We start from the raw sequence: 16065 nt of genomic DNA on the forward strand, positions 1-16065 counted from the left end.
GTTCGCAACGGCGTTCGAAGACTTCTCCACTGTCATGCTCGGGCTTGTCCCGGGCATCTGCAGCCTATCGGCCGGACGCAACGCGGTTAGATCCCCGGCATTGGGCCGAGGATAAAGCAGCAGTCAGAACCCGATGGTTTCCTCGAAGTCATCCCAGGACTGATACATTTCATAACGCCCGATGCCGGGGATCGGCACATGGCCGTAATAGGGCGAAAGTTGAAACTCGGCGGCCGCCTCGCTCTTGCCTGCCACGGCGGCCACATAGATCGCAGAGGCAAGCCCGGTGCGGTTCGCGCCATGTTCGCAATGGATGAGAACAGGCTTTTCCGCGTTGCGCAGCACCGCCGCCAGCGTTTCTGAATCTTCCACCGAGACTTTCTCGCTTGAGCTCAGCGGATAGTCGACCAGCCGGATGCCGTTGTTTTTCGCGGCCTTGCTTTCGGTATCATACCAGGCTTCACGCTTTTCATCGCGCAGGTTGATGATGGTCTTGATGCCATAGGCCTTGGCGTAAGCGGCGATGTCCTTGCCACTCGGCTGAGCCGAACGATAAAGCTCGCCGGGAATGACCTCGTGAAAATTCCCCGTCAGCTGGCCGATGCCCATATGTGCGCCGGCCAAAACCGGGAGGGCAACGAGGCCAATAGCCGTGATCTTCAAAAACTTCAGAAAAATACGCAAAACATCAACCCGCGACATCAATCCAATGTGTGGCAGATGACACCGCAAACCGGCGAAAACAAGTCACGCCCCGTCGCGGCCCGTGCGCTTCGCACGCAGCCGGGGCACGGCAGGCCCATGGAGCGGTTGCAATGCAGGGCCTTTGGACCCAAGCATAAATTCTCAAAATACCGTGATTGCCGGCACCGGTGTGATCTCTTCAATCAAACTCGGCGGAAATGACGGTAACCCGCCACTCCAGCCTTTGCGGTTCCACCCGCTCGTTGTTGCGCAGGCGAAATGTCCGGCAGGCGGCGAAGGTTTCCCCGGCTTCGATCCGCCTTTCGCTCACCTGATAGGGATCGAACGATACGGAAGCTCGAAAGGCCGGTTCGAATCCCTCCAGCGTGTAGGTCAGACGCTGCACCGCGACATTGTTATCATTGCGGAAGCTGACGCGAATGGGCAATGCAGGGTCCGGACAGGCGGCCTCGAACCCGGCAGTCGCGACGATATGCTCCAGCCGCTGGCTGCTGCGACGCCAGTCGTAAATGACAAAGGCAGCCGTGCCGGCCCATATCAGGAGCAGGCAGATGACCACTGGTTTGAGATGCCGCGGAAATGCAATAAGGGTGAGGAGAAGAATGGCGCTGAGAACGGCTCCGACAATCACGTCGCCCCTCCTCCGCTAAAATAAAGCTCCATACGTTTCTGCCCTCCCCTGCCCTTCCAGCCACAAACGGCCGCGCGAGGCGGTCGTTGGGGTATTATCTCGACGGCGGCTCAAGCCTCTAGCATATGGCGCGAAGCACCGGCATCGCAGCCGTCAGCCACAACTCTATGGGTGCTCCCCCCGGTGTCAAGACAACCAAGCGTGACCGATAGCGCCGGCATTGCGGTCCTCAGAAAGAACGGCGAAGGGAACCAAACGCCGCCGAAGACGTTCGCAGCATCAGAACAGCATGGCGGGACATCACGAAACGCCGCGGCATGGAGGTAAGTAGGCCAGCCGGCAGGGACGACAAGCCGCCCCTTGGCACCGCCGAAAGCCACCCCATATTAAAAGTTACTAAACTATGCTACATATCAGTCAGCTCAGGGAGAAAACGATGAAAACGCTGATCGTAACGTCGCTCCTGGCCCTTTCGGCCAGCACCGCAATGGCCGCGGATGCCGTCTACGAAACACCGGCGCCTCCGGTCGCACAGGAAACGTTGCCGGTCTTCACCTGGTCTGGTCCTTATCTTGGTATTCAAGGTGGCGCGGGCTGGGCAAATGGTGATTTTTCGGCCGGTGCCCCCATAGGCTCGGATAATTTCGATGGCGGCATTCTCGGCGCCTTCGCCGGCTACAATTACCAGTTCGACAATAATTTTGTTCTCGGCATCGAGGGTGACGTCGACTATAACTGGAATGACAATGATTATGCGGGTGTGAACATTGGCACCGACTGGCAAGGGTCCGTTCGTGGCCGCGTTGGTTATGCCTTCGATCGCGCCCTGCTTTATGGCACCGCCGGCTGGACCGCCACACGCGGCTTCATCGACACCCCCGGCGCCGGCAAGGATAGCGCCACCTTCAACGGCTACACGGTTGGCGCAGGTCTGGATTACGCCTTCACCGACAATGTCTTCGGCAGGCTGGAATATCGTTACAACGATTACGGCGACAAGGACATATTTGGCATCAATACCGACCTTGACCAGCACACCGTCAAGGTGGGCCTCGGCGTGAAGTTCTGATCACAATCGAATTTTGTAGACCCGAAGCCCGGCCATCCGCCGGGCTTTTTTCGTTGCAGAAGCCCAGCGCAGGCTACGATCCGCTCTGCGAAAAAACGGAACAATATGAACTGCGTAAAAATGAAACATTCACAAGCCGTTCAGCAGTTCCGTGCCATCATGCGGGCATAATGAGCCTCTATCTCCCGAAGCAGGCTTATGGAGTAGCCCGATGAAAAAGATAATTCTTTCCACGATTGCCGCGCTTGTTGCCACTGGCAGCATCTTCGCATCCTATGGCAGCGCCAGCGCGCAGGACTATCCCTACCGTCCGCGTTACGATCGGGGTTACGACCGTGGCGGCCCGCCGCCACCGCCCTATCGCGAACACCGTCGCCACAATGATGGCGCAGCCATTGCCGGAGGCCTCGCCGCAGGCGTCATCGGTGGGCTGATCGGCGGCGCCATCGCCAATAATAGCGGCCCCCGTTATTACGAACCGCCACCGCCGCCGCCGCGCTGCTGGTTTGAAGACCGGCGGGTTCCGAATTCCTATGACGGCGGCTGGCACACCGAAAGCATGCGGGTCTGCAACTAATGTCCGATCCTGCGGCCCGGTTTGCTTCAAATGGCAAGCCGGGCTGCTATCAGCGAATGAGATGGCGGGATACGATTTTCATCCCCACCACGCGCTCTCACCGATACTGCGTGAGGCGCGACAGCACCCCTGCGATCAGCACAGAAAATCAACAACCATCTGATAAAAAAAGAAAAATGGTGGGCCTGGAGAGACTCGAACTCCCAACCAAGCGGTTATGAGCCGCCGGCTCTAACCATTGAGCTACAGGCCCCTTCGGAAAACGCTATCCGAAACACCGGTTTCGCAATGGTTCGAATCCGGTGGTCACGCTCTAACGCAATTTTTACAGCCCGACAAGCCATTGATGCTTTTGCAAACAGTGCCGCCGTATTAGCTACACAATCTAAGGCAATACCCGTTCAAGGGACTCAATCAACGAGGAAACACCATGAAGACAAAATCGGCCCGCCTTTTTGCACTTAGCGCAATGACAGCAGCAGCCATGATGCCGCTCTCCGGCCAGTTGCTCGCGCAGGAGGCCACCCCGCGTGAAGCCACAATCAGCGTTTCCGGCGAAGGCCAGGCGGCCATCGCTCCTGATATGGCAATCCTGTCGTTCAGCGTCGTCAAGCAGGCAGAGACCGCGGCGGCCGCTCTTTCGGAAAATTCAAAGGCGCTGGCCGATGTTCTGAAGGCGCTGAAGGAGGCGGCGATCGAAGATCGTGACCTGCAGACCAGCAACTTCTCGGTGCAGCCGCTTTACAAGCATTATGAGCCAAAGGACGGCGTCTATGTCGCTCCCGAAATCACCGGTTACCAGGTATCCAACGGCCTGACCGTGCGGGTGCGGGACCTGAAGAAGCTCGGCGCGATCCTCGATACATCCGTCAAGCTCGGCATCAACCAGGGTGGAGACATCAGCTTCACCAACGACAAGCCTGAAGCCACCGTCACCGAGGCTCGCAAACAGGCCGTGGCAGACGCTCTTTCCAAGGCCAAGACCCTGACGGAAGCTGCTGGCGTAAAGCTCGGCCGTGTCATCCAGATCACCGAAAACTCGCAGCGCCCGATGCCGGTGCCGCAGGCCATGATGCGCGCCTCCATGGCGAAGGAAGCGGACAGTGTCCCGATTGCCTCTGGTGAAAACAGCTACAGCGTTGTGGTCAACGTCACCTTCGCGCTCGAGCAATAATCGGCAAGGGGCGGCTTTTGGGTCGCCCGCACCGGCTCGGCCTCCGCCATAGCACAGATAAAATGAAACGCCCCTCGCTACCGTTCAGGAAGCGAGGGGCGTTTTGTCCATCTGCCGGGACGGGGATGCCGGCAGATCGATCAGGATCGCTGCCGTTAGCGGCGGATTACCGGGCAGCCGCGCTCATTGGCGAATACGACGCGGTCACGGCCGTGGCGGTCAAAACCTGCAACGACGACGCGGCGCGGAGATACATCAACAACACGCGCGCGGCGAAGACCCATGCGGCTTGCCTTTTCTTCCGCAAGCCAGGGCGAGCAGCCACGGCGCGGGCGATCCGGGCGGCCCCAGCCGGGACGATGACCATAACCATCCTGAACCTGAACTCGGAACTGTACATCCGAGCCGGCCGAAGCAGCTGGAGCGGTGACGGAAATACCACCAAGGGCGATGAGGGCAGCCAGGCCGGCTTTTGCGAAGGTGCTGAACATGAACTCACTCCGTTTGTTTCTTTGACGTCGGGGGAACATCCCCCGGCGATTGACGAGACCCTAGACTCGCCCATCTGAATATCAGCAGAACCGAATGTTCAGCAGGCGTTCAGGGTGGTTAACGCGCACACCCCGATCAGGATCCGCACATCACGGCGAGATATGCAGCACGACTTCGCGCCGATGCGACTGATCGCGATGTTCGAAGAGATAAAGGCCCTGCCAGGTGCCAAGCACGAGCCTGCCATCCGTGATGGGAACGCCGATGGAAACCATCGTGAGCGCCGATTTGATGTGGGCGGGCATGTCGTCTGGCCCCTCCAGAGTGTGGACAACCCACCGCATGGAAGGATCGCTCGAAGGCGGGACGAGACGGGAGAAAAACTCCGTGAGATCGCGTCGGACGTCGGGATCGGCATTTTCCTGGATGAGCAGGGAACAGGACGTGTGCCGGACAAAGACTGTCAGCAAGCCTTCCGTTACGCCGGCCTGATTTACGAAGCCTTTTGCTTCAGAGGTAAACTCGTAAAGGCCCTGGCCGTTGGTTGAGATGATTATTTTCTTCTGTGGCACGTTTTTCTTTCAAATAGTCGGGAACAAAATCGGCGCTGCGAACGTTGCACCATGTCAAATTCTATCCGATGGCGATAAGTATAAGACGACAGGGCGATAACAGCCCATGACAGCAGAACGGAAAACCGCCACTGCAGTTGCATAAAACGGGGAAGGGTTGGCAATATAATAATGAATTATCCAGGCTATCCCTTCCATAGACAAACACGGCATTTACAGCGCAGGACTGACACAGGGTGCGAAAGACTTTCTCATGGCACCCACTGACTATCGTGTCGATCTGACCAATTGCGACCGCGAGCCCATCCATATCCCCGGCTATATTCAACCCCATGGCTGTCTCATCGCCTGCGATAACGCTTTGCGCATGGTGCTGCGGCATTCGGCAAATTGCTGCGACATTCTGGGTGTGGAAGGCGATATCAATGGCCGGACCGCCGAAGAGGTTCTGGGCAAGGACCTCGTACACAACCTCCGCAACGCGCTGACTGTAACCGGGAGGACAACGCGCCCGGCCATGTTGCCCGCAACGGAAATGGGCGACGGCCGAAGCTTCGACATTTCGCTCCACCGCTACAAATCCACCACGATCATCGAATTCGAACCGTCCCGCAGCGAAACCCAGCCCCTGGGCACCGCACGCAAGATGGTGGATCGCATTCGCGAGGCGGACAGCGTGGAAAGCCTCATCTCCAGAACGACCAGGCTGGTAAAGGCGACGCTTGGCTACGACCGGGTAATGATTTACCGCTTTGAGGAAGATGGAGCCGGCAAGGTGGTCTCGGAAGCAAAGCAACCGGAACTGGAAAGCTTCCTCGGCCAATATTTCCCCGCCAGCGACATACCCCAGCAGGCCCGCACGCTTTATCTCAAGAACACGCTCCGCATTATCTCTGATGCCAGCGGCACACGAATTCCCGTGTTGCCCGCCCTCGATATCTCCGGCGAACCGCTCGACCTCTCTTTCGCGCATCTGCGCAGCGTCTCTCCCATCCATTGCGAGTATCTTCGCAATATGGGCGTCGCCGCTTCCATGTCGATTTCGGTGATCGTCGATGGCGCCCTCTGGGGTCTGATCGCCTGTCACCATTATTCCCCGCGTGTCCTGACCATGCCGGTAAGGATTGCCGCTGAAATGTTTGGAGAATTCTTCTCCATGCATTTGCAGGTCCTCAAGCAAAAACGTCGGCTGGACACCGTCAACCATGCCCATGCCGCGCTCGATCGCTTCCTGCGGCTCGCCGCGCACCACGCCAATATCGAAGAACTGCTGATCGACAGTTTTCAGGATTTTGCCGATCTGATGCCGTGTGATGGTGTCGGTCTCTGGGTAGACAACAACTGGCACGGCCATGGCGCAACACCACCGCATGACGCCATTCCAAGGCTCGCGCGTTTCGTCGCCTCGGCTTCGGAAGGCAGGGTCTGGGCGACCCATGCGCTGTCGCAGGCGATACCTGAGGCGGAAATCTACGCCGACACGGCAGCTGGAATGCTCGCCATCCCACTTTCTCAGGTGAAACAGGACTATCTCCTGTTTTTCCGCAAAGAGATCGTGCAAAATCTGAACTGGGCCGGCAATCCGGAAAAATCTTATGAAACCGGCCCGATGGGGGACCGTCTCACACCACGCAAGAGTTTCGCGATTTGGAAAGAGACGGTGCATCAGAGGGCGCAGCCCTGGTCGGAAGATGACCGGGAAATAGCGGAAGCCGCCAGAATTGCGCTGGTCGAGGTCGCCTTCCATCACAGCGAGCTAATGGCCGGCGAAAGGGAACGCGCCGAAGTGCGCCAGCGCATGTTGAACGAGGAGCTCAACCACCGCGTCAAGAATGTTCTCGCCATCATCAAATCGCTGGTCGGCAATCCCTCACAGGAAGGCAAGACCCTGCAGGAATATGTGGCTGCCCTGAAGGGCCGTATTCAAGCCTTGTCCTTTGCCCATGATCAGATCATCCGAGGCGAAGGCGGCGGCGCGCTGCGCGATCTTCTCGACGCGGAATTGTCGCCGCATCGTTCCCCGGAAACGACGGTGAAACTCGAAGGTCCCCACGTCACACTTGATTCGCGCGCCTTCTCCGTCATGGCGCTCGTTCTGCACGAACTGGCGACGAACGCCGCCAAATACGGCGCGCTTTCGCAGAACGGTGGGCAATTGCATGTGTGCTGGTGGGTCAACGAAAACCGCGATTGCGAAATCGAGTGGCGGGAAGTGCTGACCACCAAACTGCCGACGCCATCCCGCGCCGGCTTCGGCACGGCGCTGATCAGCCGCAGCATTCCTTACGATCTCGGCGGACGCAGTACGTTGCGCTATTTGCCCGATGGATTGGAGGCAGAAATTATGCTGCCCTTCCGTCATGTCTCGTCAGCCAACGAAAGTGTCGAAGTACCCACAGAAAATGAGCCCGCGCGGCAATCCAGCCGCTATAACCGGGAGGAGCCGTTGAAAATATTACTCGTCGAAGATCAGATGCTGATCGCCATGGACGTCGAAAACATGCTCGAGGATAACGGCATCAAAACCATCGAAACGGCGACTTCGTCTGCGATGGCAATCGAAAAGCTGAAAAGCTATGTGCCTGACGTGGCAATTCTCGACATCAATCTCGGTTCGGACACCTCCATTCCCGTCGCCCGGGAACTTCACCGCCGTGGCATCCCGTTCATGTTCGCTACCGGCTACGCCGATGGCAGCATGGTGCCGGATGAATTCGGCGCTGTTCCGGTTATCAGGAAGCCCTATGATGAGGATGCTCTGATGGCCGGGATCGGGGTTTTGGTGGGCGATACGGAGCGCGTTTGAGCGACAAGTGACAAACGTCAACCGAGGTTTTCCGTGCATTTGGAGGGCGGATCATTTTTTAATTCGGCGACCGATCTGCTACCGACCGGTGAAACCCCGTTTCCTTGCTTCAGCTGGCGTGATGACGTCCCCCATCTTAATTCTGAAGGCCGTCACTGCATAGTTATCGACATCCACCTCGCATTGAAACGTGACATCGCGCCAGACGTCGCCGACGTTGAATGCGCCGCCAGTCGCGTCAAGAACATTGCCCGATATACGTCCGCCCGTGTCGGAAAAGCCATACATGCCGCGGGTATCAGCGTAAACCTGTCTTATTTGGGCCAGTGCTTCCGCTTGGCAAAGCTGCACGATACGACGCCGCGGCGGTAGATCGCCAAACATCTGCCGTCTCTGCGCCGGTGTCAGTAGAGCCGATGAAAGCAAACTCTTAGCCGCAGGAAGTTTCGCGGGCTTGTTTTCCCTTGCCTCAGAAGGCTTTTCCTCAGGCGGCTTTGGTTGCGGTACTGGCGGCTGCTCCGGTGACGCTTCTTCTTTCATCGGCGCAACCGCGATCTCTCCCTGCTCGGCGGAAACCTTGAGGTCGCTGTTGGCGGCGGCGGGCGCAGGCTTTTCCTCGGCCGCTTTCTCGGGCTCGCGCGGCGGTTCTGCGGATGGCTGTGTCTTTTCCGCTTCTTCAGTCTTGCCGGCCTTGTCCTCAGGATCTGCCTGCGCCTCTTCCGGCCGCATGGCGATGGAAGGCAACGTCGCCTGCGGTTGCGGCACCGGTTTCGCTTCTTCAGCCGGTGGCGCGGGAGGTGGTGGCGGAGGTTGCGGTTTTTCCTCTTTCGCCTTCTCCTCACCGGGCGGCGGGGCCTCTTCTGCCTTTTTTTCCTCAGGCGGTGGCACCAGATCGACGCTGATGCTTTCCGGTTCCTGCGGCTCGGCTACACGCTCCGGCAATTCGAAAAGGAAAATCGCCACGACGACAAGATGCAGAAGAACGGAGACGGGCATAGCCCATCCCTTCCACCGCCACCTTCCTGCCGAAACCTGTTGCATCTTACTGAACCAAATCGAACCCGGACATATCCAGCGGAAGCGGATCGCCTGCCTCACACATAGGGCTTGTCGCAGAGTTCGCCAGTGCGGAAAACAAAAAACCCGGCCAGAGCTGACTGACCGGGTTCAATTTTAAAGGAAGCAAAAGCTTAGCTGTCGAGGAAGCTGCGGAGCTTTCTCGAGCGGCTTGGGTGCTTCAGCTTGCGCAGCGCCTTCGCCTCGATCTGGCGAATACGTTCTCGCGTAACCGAGAACTGCTGGCCGACCTCTTCCAGCGTATGGTCCGTGTTCATGCCGATGCCGAAGCGCATGCGCAGAACACGTTCCTCACGCGGTGTCAGCGAGGCCAATACGCGGGTGGTCGTTTCACGCAGGTTCGCCTGAATGGCGGCGTCGATCGGCAGCAGCGCGTTCTTGTCCTCGATGAAGTCACCGAGATGCGAATCCTCTTCGTCACCCACGGGGGTTTCGAGCGAGATCGGCTCCTTGGCGATCTTCAGAACCTTGCGCACCTTTTCCAGCGGCATGGCCAGCTTTTCGGCCAGCTCTTCCGGGGTCGGCTCGCGGCCAATCTCGTGCAGCATCTGGCGCGAGGTGCGAACGATCTTGTTGATCGTTTCGATCATGTGCACCGGAATACGGATCGTGCGGGCCTGGTCAGCAATCGAGCGGGTGATCGCCTGTCTGATCCACCATGTCGCATAGGTCGAGAACTTGTAACCGCGACGGTATTCAAACTTGTCCACCGCCTTCATCAGGCCGATATTGCCTTCCTGAATGAGATCGAGGAACTGCAGACCACGGTTCGTATACTTCTTCGCAATCGAGATCACGAGACGCAGGTTGGCCTCGACCATCTCCTTCTTGGCGATGCGCGCTTCGCGCTCACCCTTCTGCACCATCGAAACGATGCGACGGAATTCGGCGATGGAAATGCCGGTTTCCGTGGAGAGGTTCTGGATTTCCTGGCGGATTTCCCGGATCGTGTTGCTTTCTTCGCGGGCGAATTCCTTCCAGCCGCGGGCGGCCAGATTGGCGATCGACTTCATCCAGTTCGGATCGAGTTCCGCACCGTGATACTGCTCGAGGAAGCTGTCGCGCTTGACGCCATAGGATTCCGCAAGGCGCAGCAGCCGGCCTTCGTTCTGCATCAGACGCTTTGAAATGTCGTAGAGCTGCTCGACAAGGCTGTCGATGCGGTTCTGGTTCAGCGAAAGCGACTTCACGGCCGTGATCAGCTGATCCTTCAATTCCTTGTAACGGCGCTCCTGGCCGGAAGAAAGCGTACCGGTGCAGGCCAGACGCGCTTCCACCTGCTGATCCTGAAGCTTGCGCAGCTTCTTGTAGGTGTCGGCAATGGTGTCGAGCGTTTCCATGACCTGCGGACGCAGTTCGGCTTCCATCGCGGCAAGGGAAAGATTGGACTCGTCGTCGTCCTCTTCTTCCTCTTCCGGCGGCAGGCCGTCACCACCAACATCGGTGACATCCTCGTCACCGGTCGGAGCACGCAGCTTGCGGGTCTTTTCCTTTTCTTCGGCGGCCTTGCGGTCGGCCTCGATCTTTTCCGGGCTCTGGAACTGCGGCGCAGCCTTGGCTTCCGGGCCGGAATAGGTCGTTTCGAGATCGATGATCTCGCGCAGCAGCGTGGTGCCTTCGTTGAGTTCGTCGCGCCAGATGATAAGCGCCTGGAACGTCAGCGGGCTTTCGCACAGGCCCGAAATCATCGTCTCGCGGCCGGCCTCGATGCGCTTGGCGATGGCGATTTCGCCCTCGCGCGACAGAAGCTCAACAGAACCCATCTCGCGCAGATACATGCGCACGGGGTCGTCGGTGCGGTCGGTTGGTTCTTTCTTCTTGGCGGTCGCAAGCGCGGTGCCGCTGGAAGGCGCAAGTTCGCCACCCTCGGAATCGTCACCGTCGGAATCGCCGTCGTCATCGCCACCGGCGGCTTCCTCGGCATCCTCGTCCTCGATCACGTTGATGCCCATGTCGGACAGCATCGCCATCGTGTCTTCGATCTGCTCGGAGGTCACCTCTTCGGACGGCAGGACCGAATTCAGCTCGTCCATCGTCACATAGCCGCGCTTCTTGGCGGCCTTGATCATTTTCTTGACCGCGTCATCCGAAAGGTCGAGAAGCGGGCCGTCCGTCGCACCGTCGCGTTCGTTTTCTGCTTCTTCGTTTTCTTTGACTTTGGTTGCCATCTATCTCGTCGCTTTCCCTGACGCTAACACCTGTTCCGCCGCATCGCCGTCCGCCCCTTGAGCATCCGGCGCATTGCCGCGAATCACTGTCAGACACCTAACGGAGTGATCTTTAATTGCCGATTAACCACGGCAGCCTCAGGCAGAATGCAAGGACAGTGCACCCGGAAATGCTTGCTCATGCAATTTCTATCCGCCAAGGCTCATTCCACCTTACTTTTCCTGAATTGGTGATTCCCGCTATTTCCCGCCCCGTCAAGCCTTTGAAGGCGAGACAGCCACGGAAATTCTTAAAAAGAGCCGCATTTTGCGAATTATCACCAGACTATCCCCTATTTAGGACGCCTGCCGCAAAAGGCAACCCCACACACCTTTCAATTCTTGCCGCGACGATCATCCATGGCCGACGGCCGGTCCCTTCACCCGGCCGGACATGACCCCGAAACCATCGATGATGGCCTCCTGATTTTCCATTCGGCCGATCTCCAGCTGAACCTCGGCAAGCGCGCGCACCAGAAGCGTCCCGCGCTCATCATCCGTCGCCTCGGCAATTTCGCGCTCCAGCTCCTTTTTCTGCCAGAGGAGCGACTTTGTCCTTTTGTGCAGGGAAAGCGCCTGCACGTAACCTTCCCGTGCATCCTCCATCGCCGCCTCGCCGGTCGCCGTCCACAGACGGGCATTGCGCACCTGCTGATCCATGGTTTTCAGCAGCACGTCAAAGCCCTGCTGCGACAGGCGCTCGATCAGCCCCGCCCGCGATATCGCAGCCGCATTTTCGGCCGCGTAGGTCAGAACCGTAGACCACAGGCGTTGCAGGTCACGGTTCTCATAGTCGATCGCGGCGATCTCGTCATATTCCTCGAGAAGCAGTTCGGGATGGTTGACGATGGTGATGGCCAGAACGCTCTCCCGAAGCGACGGCTTGGTCTGATAACCCCTGACGAGGCCGGATTGCGCCAACCGTTCCGAAATACTGCTGGCAGGTGCGGCCATAGCCCCACCCCGGCCCGGTGCGTTGCGCTGAAAGCCACGCCCCGGCGCCTGTGCGCCATTGCGGCGGAAATTGCCACCCTGCTGCCCGCCTGCCTGAAAGCGCGGCTGGAAGAAGGCATTCAGCCTGTCACGCATGTCCTGTTGATAGAAGCGCCGCACCGTCTCGTCACCAATAACGGCCACGATCTGCCGCAGGCGGCTCTCGAGCTGGGCACGCTTTTCCGGCGTATCGAAAGTAACGCCTGAGGTCTCGCGGCTCCAGATCATCGCGGCCAGCGGCTTTGCCTCGGAAAGAACGCGGTCGAAAGGCGCCCTACCCTCCAGACGCACGAGATCATCCGGATCCTTGCCGTCGGGCAGAAGCGCGAAGCTGACGGAGCGATCCGGCTTGATATGTGGCAAGGCGAGATCAGCGGCACGGTTGGCGGCGCGAATGCCGGCGCCGTCGCCATCGAAGCAGAGGATCGGCTGCGGCGACATCTTCCAGAGCAGATCGAGCTGGCTTTCGGTCAAGGCAGTGCCGAGCGGTGCGACGGCATTTTCGACGCCCGCCTGATAAAGCGCGATGACATCCATATAGCCTTCGACGGCAATGACCGTGCCGCCCGCCGCCTGTGAGGCCCGACGTGCACGGGCGAAATTATAGAGAACATTGCCCTTGTGAAAGAGCTCGGTCTCGTTGGAATTGAGATATTTCGCCACCGCATCCGAAGCCATTGCGCGGCCGCCGAAGGCAATCACCTTTTCCCGCGAGGACAGGATCGGGAACATGATGCGGTCGCGAAAACGGTCATAGGAGACCGGCACGTTTTCATGGACCACCAGCCCGCAGGCTTCCATCTGCTCCTTCGACACACCCTTGCTTGCCAGATGCTCCTTCAGCGCGTTGCGACTGTCAGGCGCATAACCCAGCCGAAAAGTCTCGATGGTACGACCGGTCAACCCGCGATCGCGCAGATAAGCCCGAGCCCGAGCGCCGAGCGCCGTCTGCAGCTGATCCTGAAAGAACAGCGTCGCCATTTCCATGACATCCTGCAGAGAGGTGCGCTCACGCTCCCGCTTCTCCGCCTGCGGATCGGGCTGCGGCATGGAAATGCCGGCCATATCGGCGATCTGCTGCACGGCTTCCGGGAAACTTAAGCCCTCAAGCTCGGTCAGAAAGCGGAAATGATCGCCGGAAACGCCGCAACCAAAGCAATGATACCGCCCCTTGCGGTCCTCACAGTGAAAGCTCGGGCTTTTTTCGCCATGGAACGGGCAGCAGGCCCAATAATCCCCCCGCGGCGCATTGGTCTTCTTCTTGTCCCAGGACACGCGTCTGCCGATCACATCGGAGATGTTCACGCGGTCGCGTATCTCATCAAGGAAAGAGTTGGAGAAGCGCATGGGTTACCTGTTCGAGGCCGGTCTTTCATATAAGCGCAGAATGGCGCCAGCACCAACCCTATGAACCAGTTCACAGCCACAATACCCGTTATTCACAGGGTGGCGCAAAAGCTGGCAAAGCCCTTTGCGCCTGCTTTAGGCAAATTTGTGGCGCTGCATCATCACTAAAAATTATGTTTTTGTAATTTGAGCAGTCCGTCCGCGCGATGTAAAAACACAGCCACAGTCAAAGTAACGAAATCGCAGAAATCTGCCGACGCCCGCAGGCACGTCCCCCGAAAAACGCCTGCGCTTGAGAGCATTCTGATCCGCCGGAATGCGTTTTCGTCGACAGAAAAAGGCAGGGCAGCCCACATCTGCCCTGCCTTTACTTTTTTGGCATTGCCGAATTTACTTCAGCAGATCCTTCACGACGCCGGAGGCCTTCGCAAAGTCGATCTGACCGGGATAACGTTCCTTCAGCGCATTCATGCATTTGCCCATGTCACGCAGGCCGGAAGCACCGGTTTCGGCGATGACGGCCTGGCAAAGTTCGCGCACCTTCTCGGCCGGAATTTCTTCCGGCATGAATTCCTTGATGATGACGATTTCTTCGCGCTCCTGAGCGGCAAGTTCGGGACGGCCCGCACCTTCATAGATGCTGGCGGATTCTTCCCGCTGCTTCACCATCTTGGTCAGAATTTGCATGATATCTTCATCGCTGACGGGGTCCTTGCCCACGCCGCGGTTGGCGATATCGCGATCCTTGATGGCCGTCTGGATGAGACGCACGGTCGAGGTGCGGCGTGCATCACGAGCCTTCAATGCGTCCTTCAAAGCGTTTGCGAACGTGTCGCGCATCATTTTTCTTCTCCTTGGGAAAGCGCTTTCCGCAGCTTCTCGATACGGAAACTTTCCACCTCATTTTGCGAAACGACATAAACGAGCCGACACGCTCAAGCAAATCAAATGCATAAGACCTTGAAAATACGGTGGTTTAATTCCACGTAAATCTTGGCCCTGCGGTTGACCGCTTGGGCTGCTTTCGTTATTTTCCGGCACCTGCACGAGATTTTAACGAAGGGTCGGAACGCGAGCTTTATCGCGCGCCCCTTTATGTCACGAAGCCTGCGACAAAAATGGCCCCTTACCCCCTGCCTTTCAAGAGGCGGGGTGCGAAGCGGCAGAAACGGAACGAGATGACCGAGACAGCGCCCTGGACTACCCGCAAACCGACCGCAATGCTTGTTCTTGCCGATGGCACGGTGATTGAAGGAACAGGCATAGGCGCAACCGGCAAGGTTCAGGCCGAGGTCTGCTTCAACACGGCGCTGACGGGTTACGAGGAAATCCTCACCGACCCCTCCTATCTCGGCCAGATCGTTACCTTCACCTTCCCGCATATCGGCAATGTCGGCACCAATGAAGAAGATATCGAAGACCTGACGCCCGCCGCCCGGCGCGGCGCCGTCGGCGTCATCTTCAAGGCCGACATCACCGACCCTTCGAACTTCCGCGCCGTCAAGCATCTGGATGCCTGGCTGAAGGCCCGCGGCGTCATCGGCCTCTGCGGCATAGACACCCGCGCCCTGACGGCATGGATCCGCGAAAACGGTGCCCCGAACGCGGTTATCGCCCATGATCCGAACGGCGTCTTCGATATCGAAGCGCTGAAGGCGGAAGCCAAGGCATGGAGCGGCCTCGTCGGCCTCGATCTCGCCATAGAAGCCACCTCCGGCCAGTCTTCCACCTGGGCGGAAACGCCGTGGGTCTGGAACAAGGGTTACGGCACGCTCGGCGAAGCCGATGCCAAGTATCACGTCGTCTGCGTCGACTTCGGCGTCAAGCGCAACATCCTGCGTCTGTTTGCCGGTCTCGATTGCAAGGTCACGGTCGTTCCGGCCCAGACTTCGGCTGAAGACATCATGGCGCTGAAGCCGGATGGCGTGTTCCTGTCCAACGGTCCCGGAGACCCGGCCGCGACGGGCGAATATGCCGTTCCCGTTATCCAGAACCTCATCAAGACCGACCTGCCGATCTTCGGCATCTGCCTCGGCCACCAGATGCTCGGCCTTGCGGTTGGCGCAAAGACCGAAAAGATGCATCAGGGCCACCATGGCGCCAACCATCCGGTCAAGGACTTCACGACCGGCAAGGTGGAAATCGTTTCGATGAACCACGGCTTTGCGGTGGATACCAAGTCGCTGCCCGAGGGCGTCGAAGAGACCCACATCTCGCTGTTCGACGGTACCAATTGCGGCCTGCGCATCACCGGCAAGCCGGTCTTCTCCGTCCAGCACCACCCGGAAGCATCGCCGGGCCCGCAGGACAGCCACTATCTCTTCCGCCGCTTCGTCAACCTGCTGCGTGAAAAGAAGGGTGAGGCAGCGCTCGCCGAGCGCTGATACTTTTCCAATCCGGACGTTACATGCGGCC

General features: G+C 58.6%; 13 protein-coding genes and 1 tRNA gene. 5 read left to right on the forward strand and 9 right to left on the reverse strand.

From position 1 onward, the window contains the following. Positions 1 to 123: 123 nt before the first annotated feature. Positions 124 to 684, reverse strand: coding sequence for a dual specificity protein phosphatase family protein (locus tag HQN82_RS08500; RefSeq protein WP_034498853.1), 561 nt, complete (start codon positions 682 to 684; stop codon positions 124 to 126). Positions 685 to 883: 199 nt separating this feature from the next. Continuing rightward, positions 884 to 1336, reverse strand: a complete 453-nt coding sequence (locus HQN82_RS08505) for a hypothetical protein (RefSeq protein WP_004442872.1) — start codon at positions 1334 to 1336, stop codon at positions 884 to 886. A 436-nt stretch (positions 1337 to 1772) separates the two neighbouring features. On the opposite strand from HQN82_RS08505, the gene HQN82_RS08510 reads away from it, so the two are divergent. Together HQN82_RS08510 and HQN82_RS08515 are read left to right on the forward strand one after the other, a co-directional pair. Further along, positions 1773 to 2405, forward strand: coding sequence for an outer membrane protein (locus HQN82_RS08510; protein ID WP_022556638.1), 633 nt, complete (start codon positions 1773 to 1775; stop codon positions 2403 to 2405). Positions 2406 to 2616: 211 nt separating this feature from the next. After that, positions 2617 to 2982, forward strand: a complete 366-nt coding sequence (locus HQN82_RS08515; RefSeq protein ID WP_004442874.1) for a hypothetical protein — start codon at positions 2617 to 2619, stop codon at positions 2980 to 2982. A gap of 177 nt (positions 2983 to 3159) precedes the next feature. Here the strand turns inward: HQN82_RS08515 and HQN82_RS08520 are convergent. Continuing rightward, positions 3160 to 3235: transfer RNA gene (locus tag HQN82_RS08520), tRNA-Ile, on the reverse strand. A gap of 177 nt (positions 3236 to 3412) precedes the next feature. Between HQN82_RS08520 and HQN82_RS08525 the strand changes: the two genes are divergently transcribed. Next, on the forward strand, positions 3413 to 4156 hold the full coding sequence (locus HQN82_RS08525; protein ID WP_037089833.1) for an SIMPL domain-containing protein: 744 nt from the start codon (positions 3413 to 3415) through the stop codon (positions 4154 to 4156). A gap of 155 nt (positions 4157 to 4311) precedes the next feature. Here the strand turns inward: HQN82_RS08525 and HQN82_RS08530 are convergent, their stop codons facing one another. Then, positions 4312 to 4647 carry a hypothetical protein gene (locus HQN82_RS08530; protein ID WP_107339162.1) on the reverse strand — a complete coding sequence of 112 codons (336 nt, stop codon included), beginning with the start codon at positions 4645 to 4647 and terminating at the stop codon, positions 4312 to 4314. 150 nt (positions 4648 to 4797) lie between these two features. Continuing rightward, complete coding sequence (locus HQN82_RS08535; protein ID WP_173614757.1) at positions 4798 to 5220, reverse strand: secondary thiamine-phosphate synthase enzyme YjbQ; 423 nt, start codon at positions 5218 to 5220, stop codon at positions 4798 to 4800. A gap of 253 nt (positions 5221 to 5473) precedes the next feature. On the opposite strand from HQN82_RS08535, the gene HQN82_RS08540 reads away from it, so the two are divergent. Then, positions 5474 to 8026 carry an HWE histidine kinase domain-containing protein gene (locus tag HQN82_RS08540; protein WP_173614758.1) on the forward strand — a complete coding sequence of 851 codons (2553 nt, stop codon included), beginning with the start codon at positions 5474 to 5476 and terminating at the stop codon, positions 8024 to 8026. A gap of 78 nt (positions 8027 to 8104) precedes the next feature. Here HQN82_RS08540 and HQN82_RS08545 read toward each other — a convergent pair whose 3' ends face one another. The 4 genes from HQN82_RS08545 to HQN82_RS08560 all read right to left on the reverse strand — a co-directional run bounded on the left by HQN82_RS08545 (position 8105) and on the right by HQN82_RS08560 (position 14490). Continuing rightward, positions 8105 to 9022 (reverse strand): DUF930 domain-containing protein, encoded by a 918-nt coding sequence (locus tag HQN82_RS08545; RefSeq protein ID WP_004442882.1) that lies wholly within the window; start codon positions 9020 to 9022, stop codon positions 8105 to 8107. Between the two features lie 194 nt (positions 9023 to 9216). After that, positions 9217 to 11271, reverse strand: coding sequence for an RNA polymerase sigma factor RpoD (gene rpoD / locus HQN82_RS08550; protein WP_004442883.1), 2055 nt, complete (start codon positions 11269 to 11271; stop codon positions 9217 to 9219). A gap of 393 nt (positions 11272 to 11664) precedes the next feature. Further along, complete coding sequence (gene dnaG, locus HQN82_RS08555; RefSeq protein WP_006699649.1) at positions 11665 to 13650, reverse strand: DNA primase; 1986 nt, start codon at positions 13648 to 13650, stop codon at positions 11665 to 11667. 390 nt (positions 13651 to 14040) lie between these two features. Beyond that, on the reverse strand, positions 14041 to 14490 hold the full coding sequence (locus HQN82_RS08560; RefSeq protein WP_004442886.1) for a GatB/YqeY domain-containing protein: 450 nt from the start codon (positions 14488 to 14490) through the stop codon (positions 14041 to 14043). 338 nt (positions 14491 to 14828) lie between these two features. On the opposite strand from HQN82_RS08560, the gene carA reads away from it, so the two are divergent. Next, on the forward strand, positions 14829 to 16034 hold the full coding sequence (gene carA / locus HQN82_RS08565; protein ID WP_045531978.1) for a glutamine-hydrolyzing carbamoyl-phosphate synthase small subunit: 1206 nt from the start codon (positions 14829 to 14831) through the stop codon (positions 16032 to 16034). Positions 16035 to 16065: the final 31 nt, after the last annotated feature.

It is taken from the genome of Agrobacterium pusense, assembly GCF_013285525.1.
GTDB classification, from domain to species: domain Bacteria; phylum Pseudomonadota; class Alphaproteobacteria; order Rhizobiales; family Rhizobiaceae; genus Agrobacterium; species Agrobacterium pusense.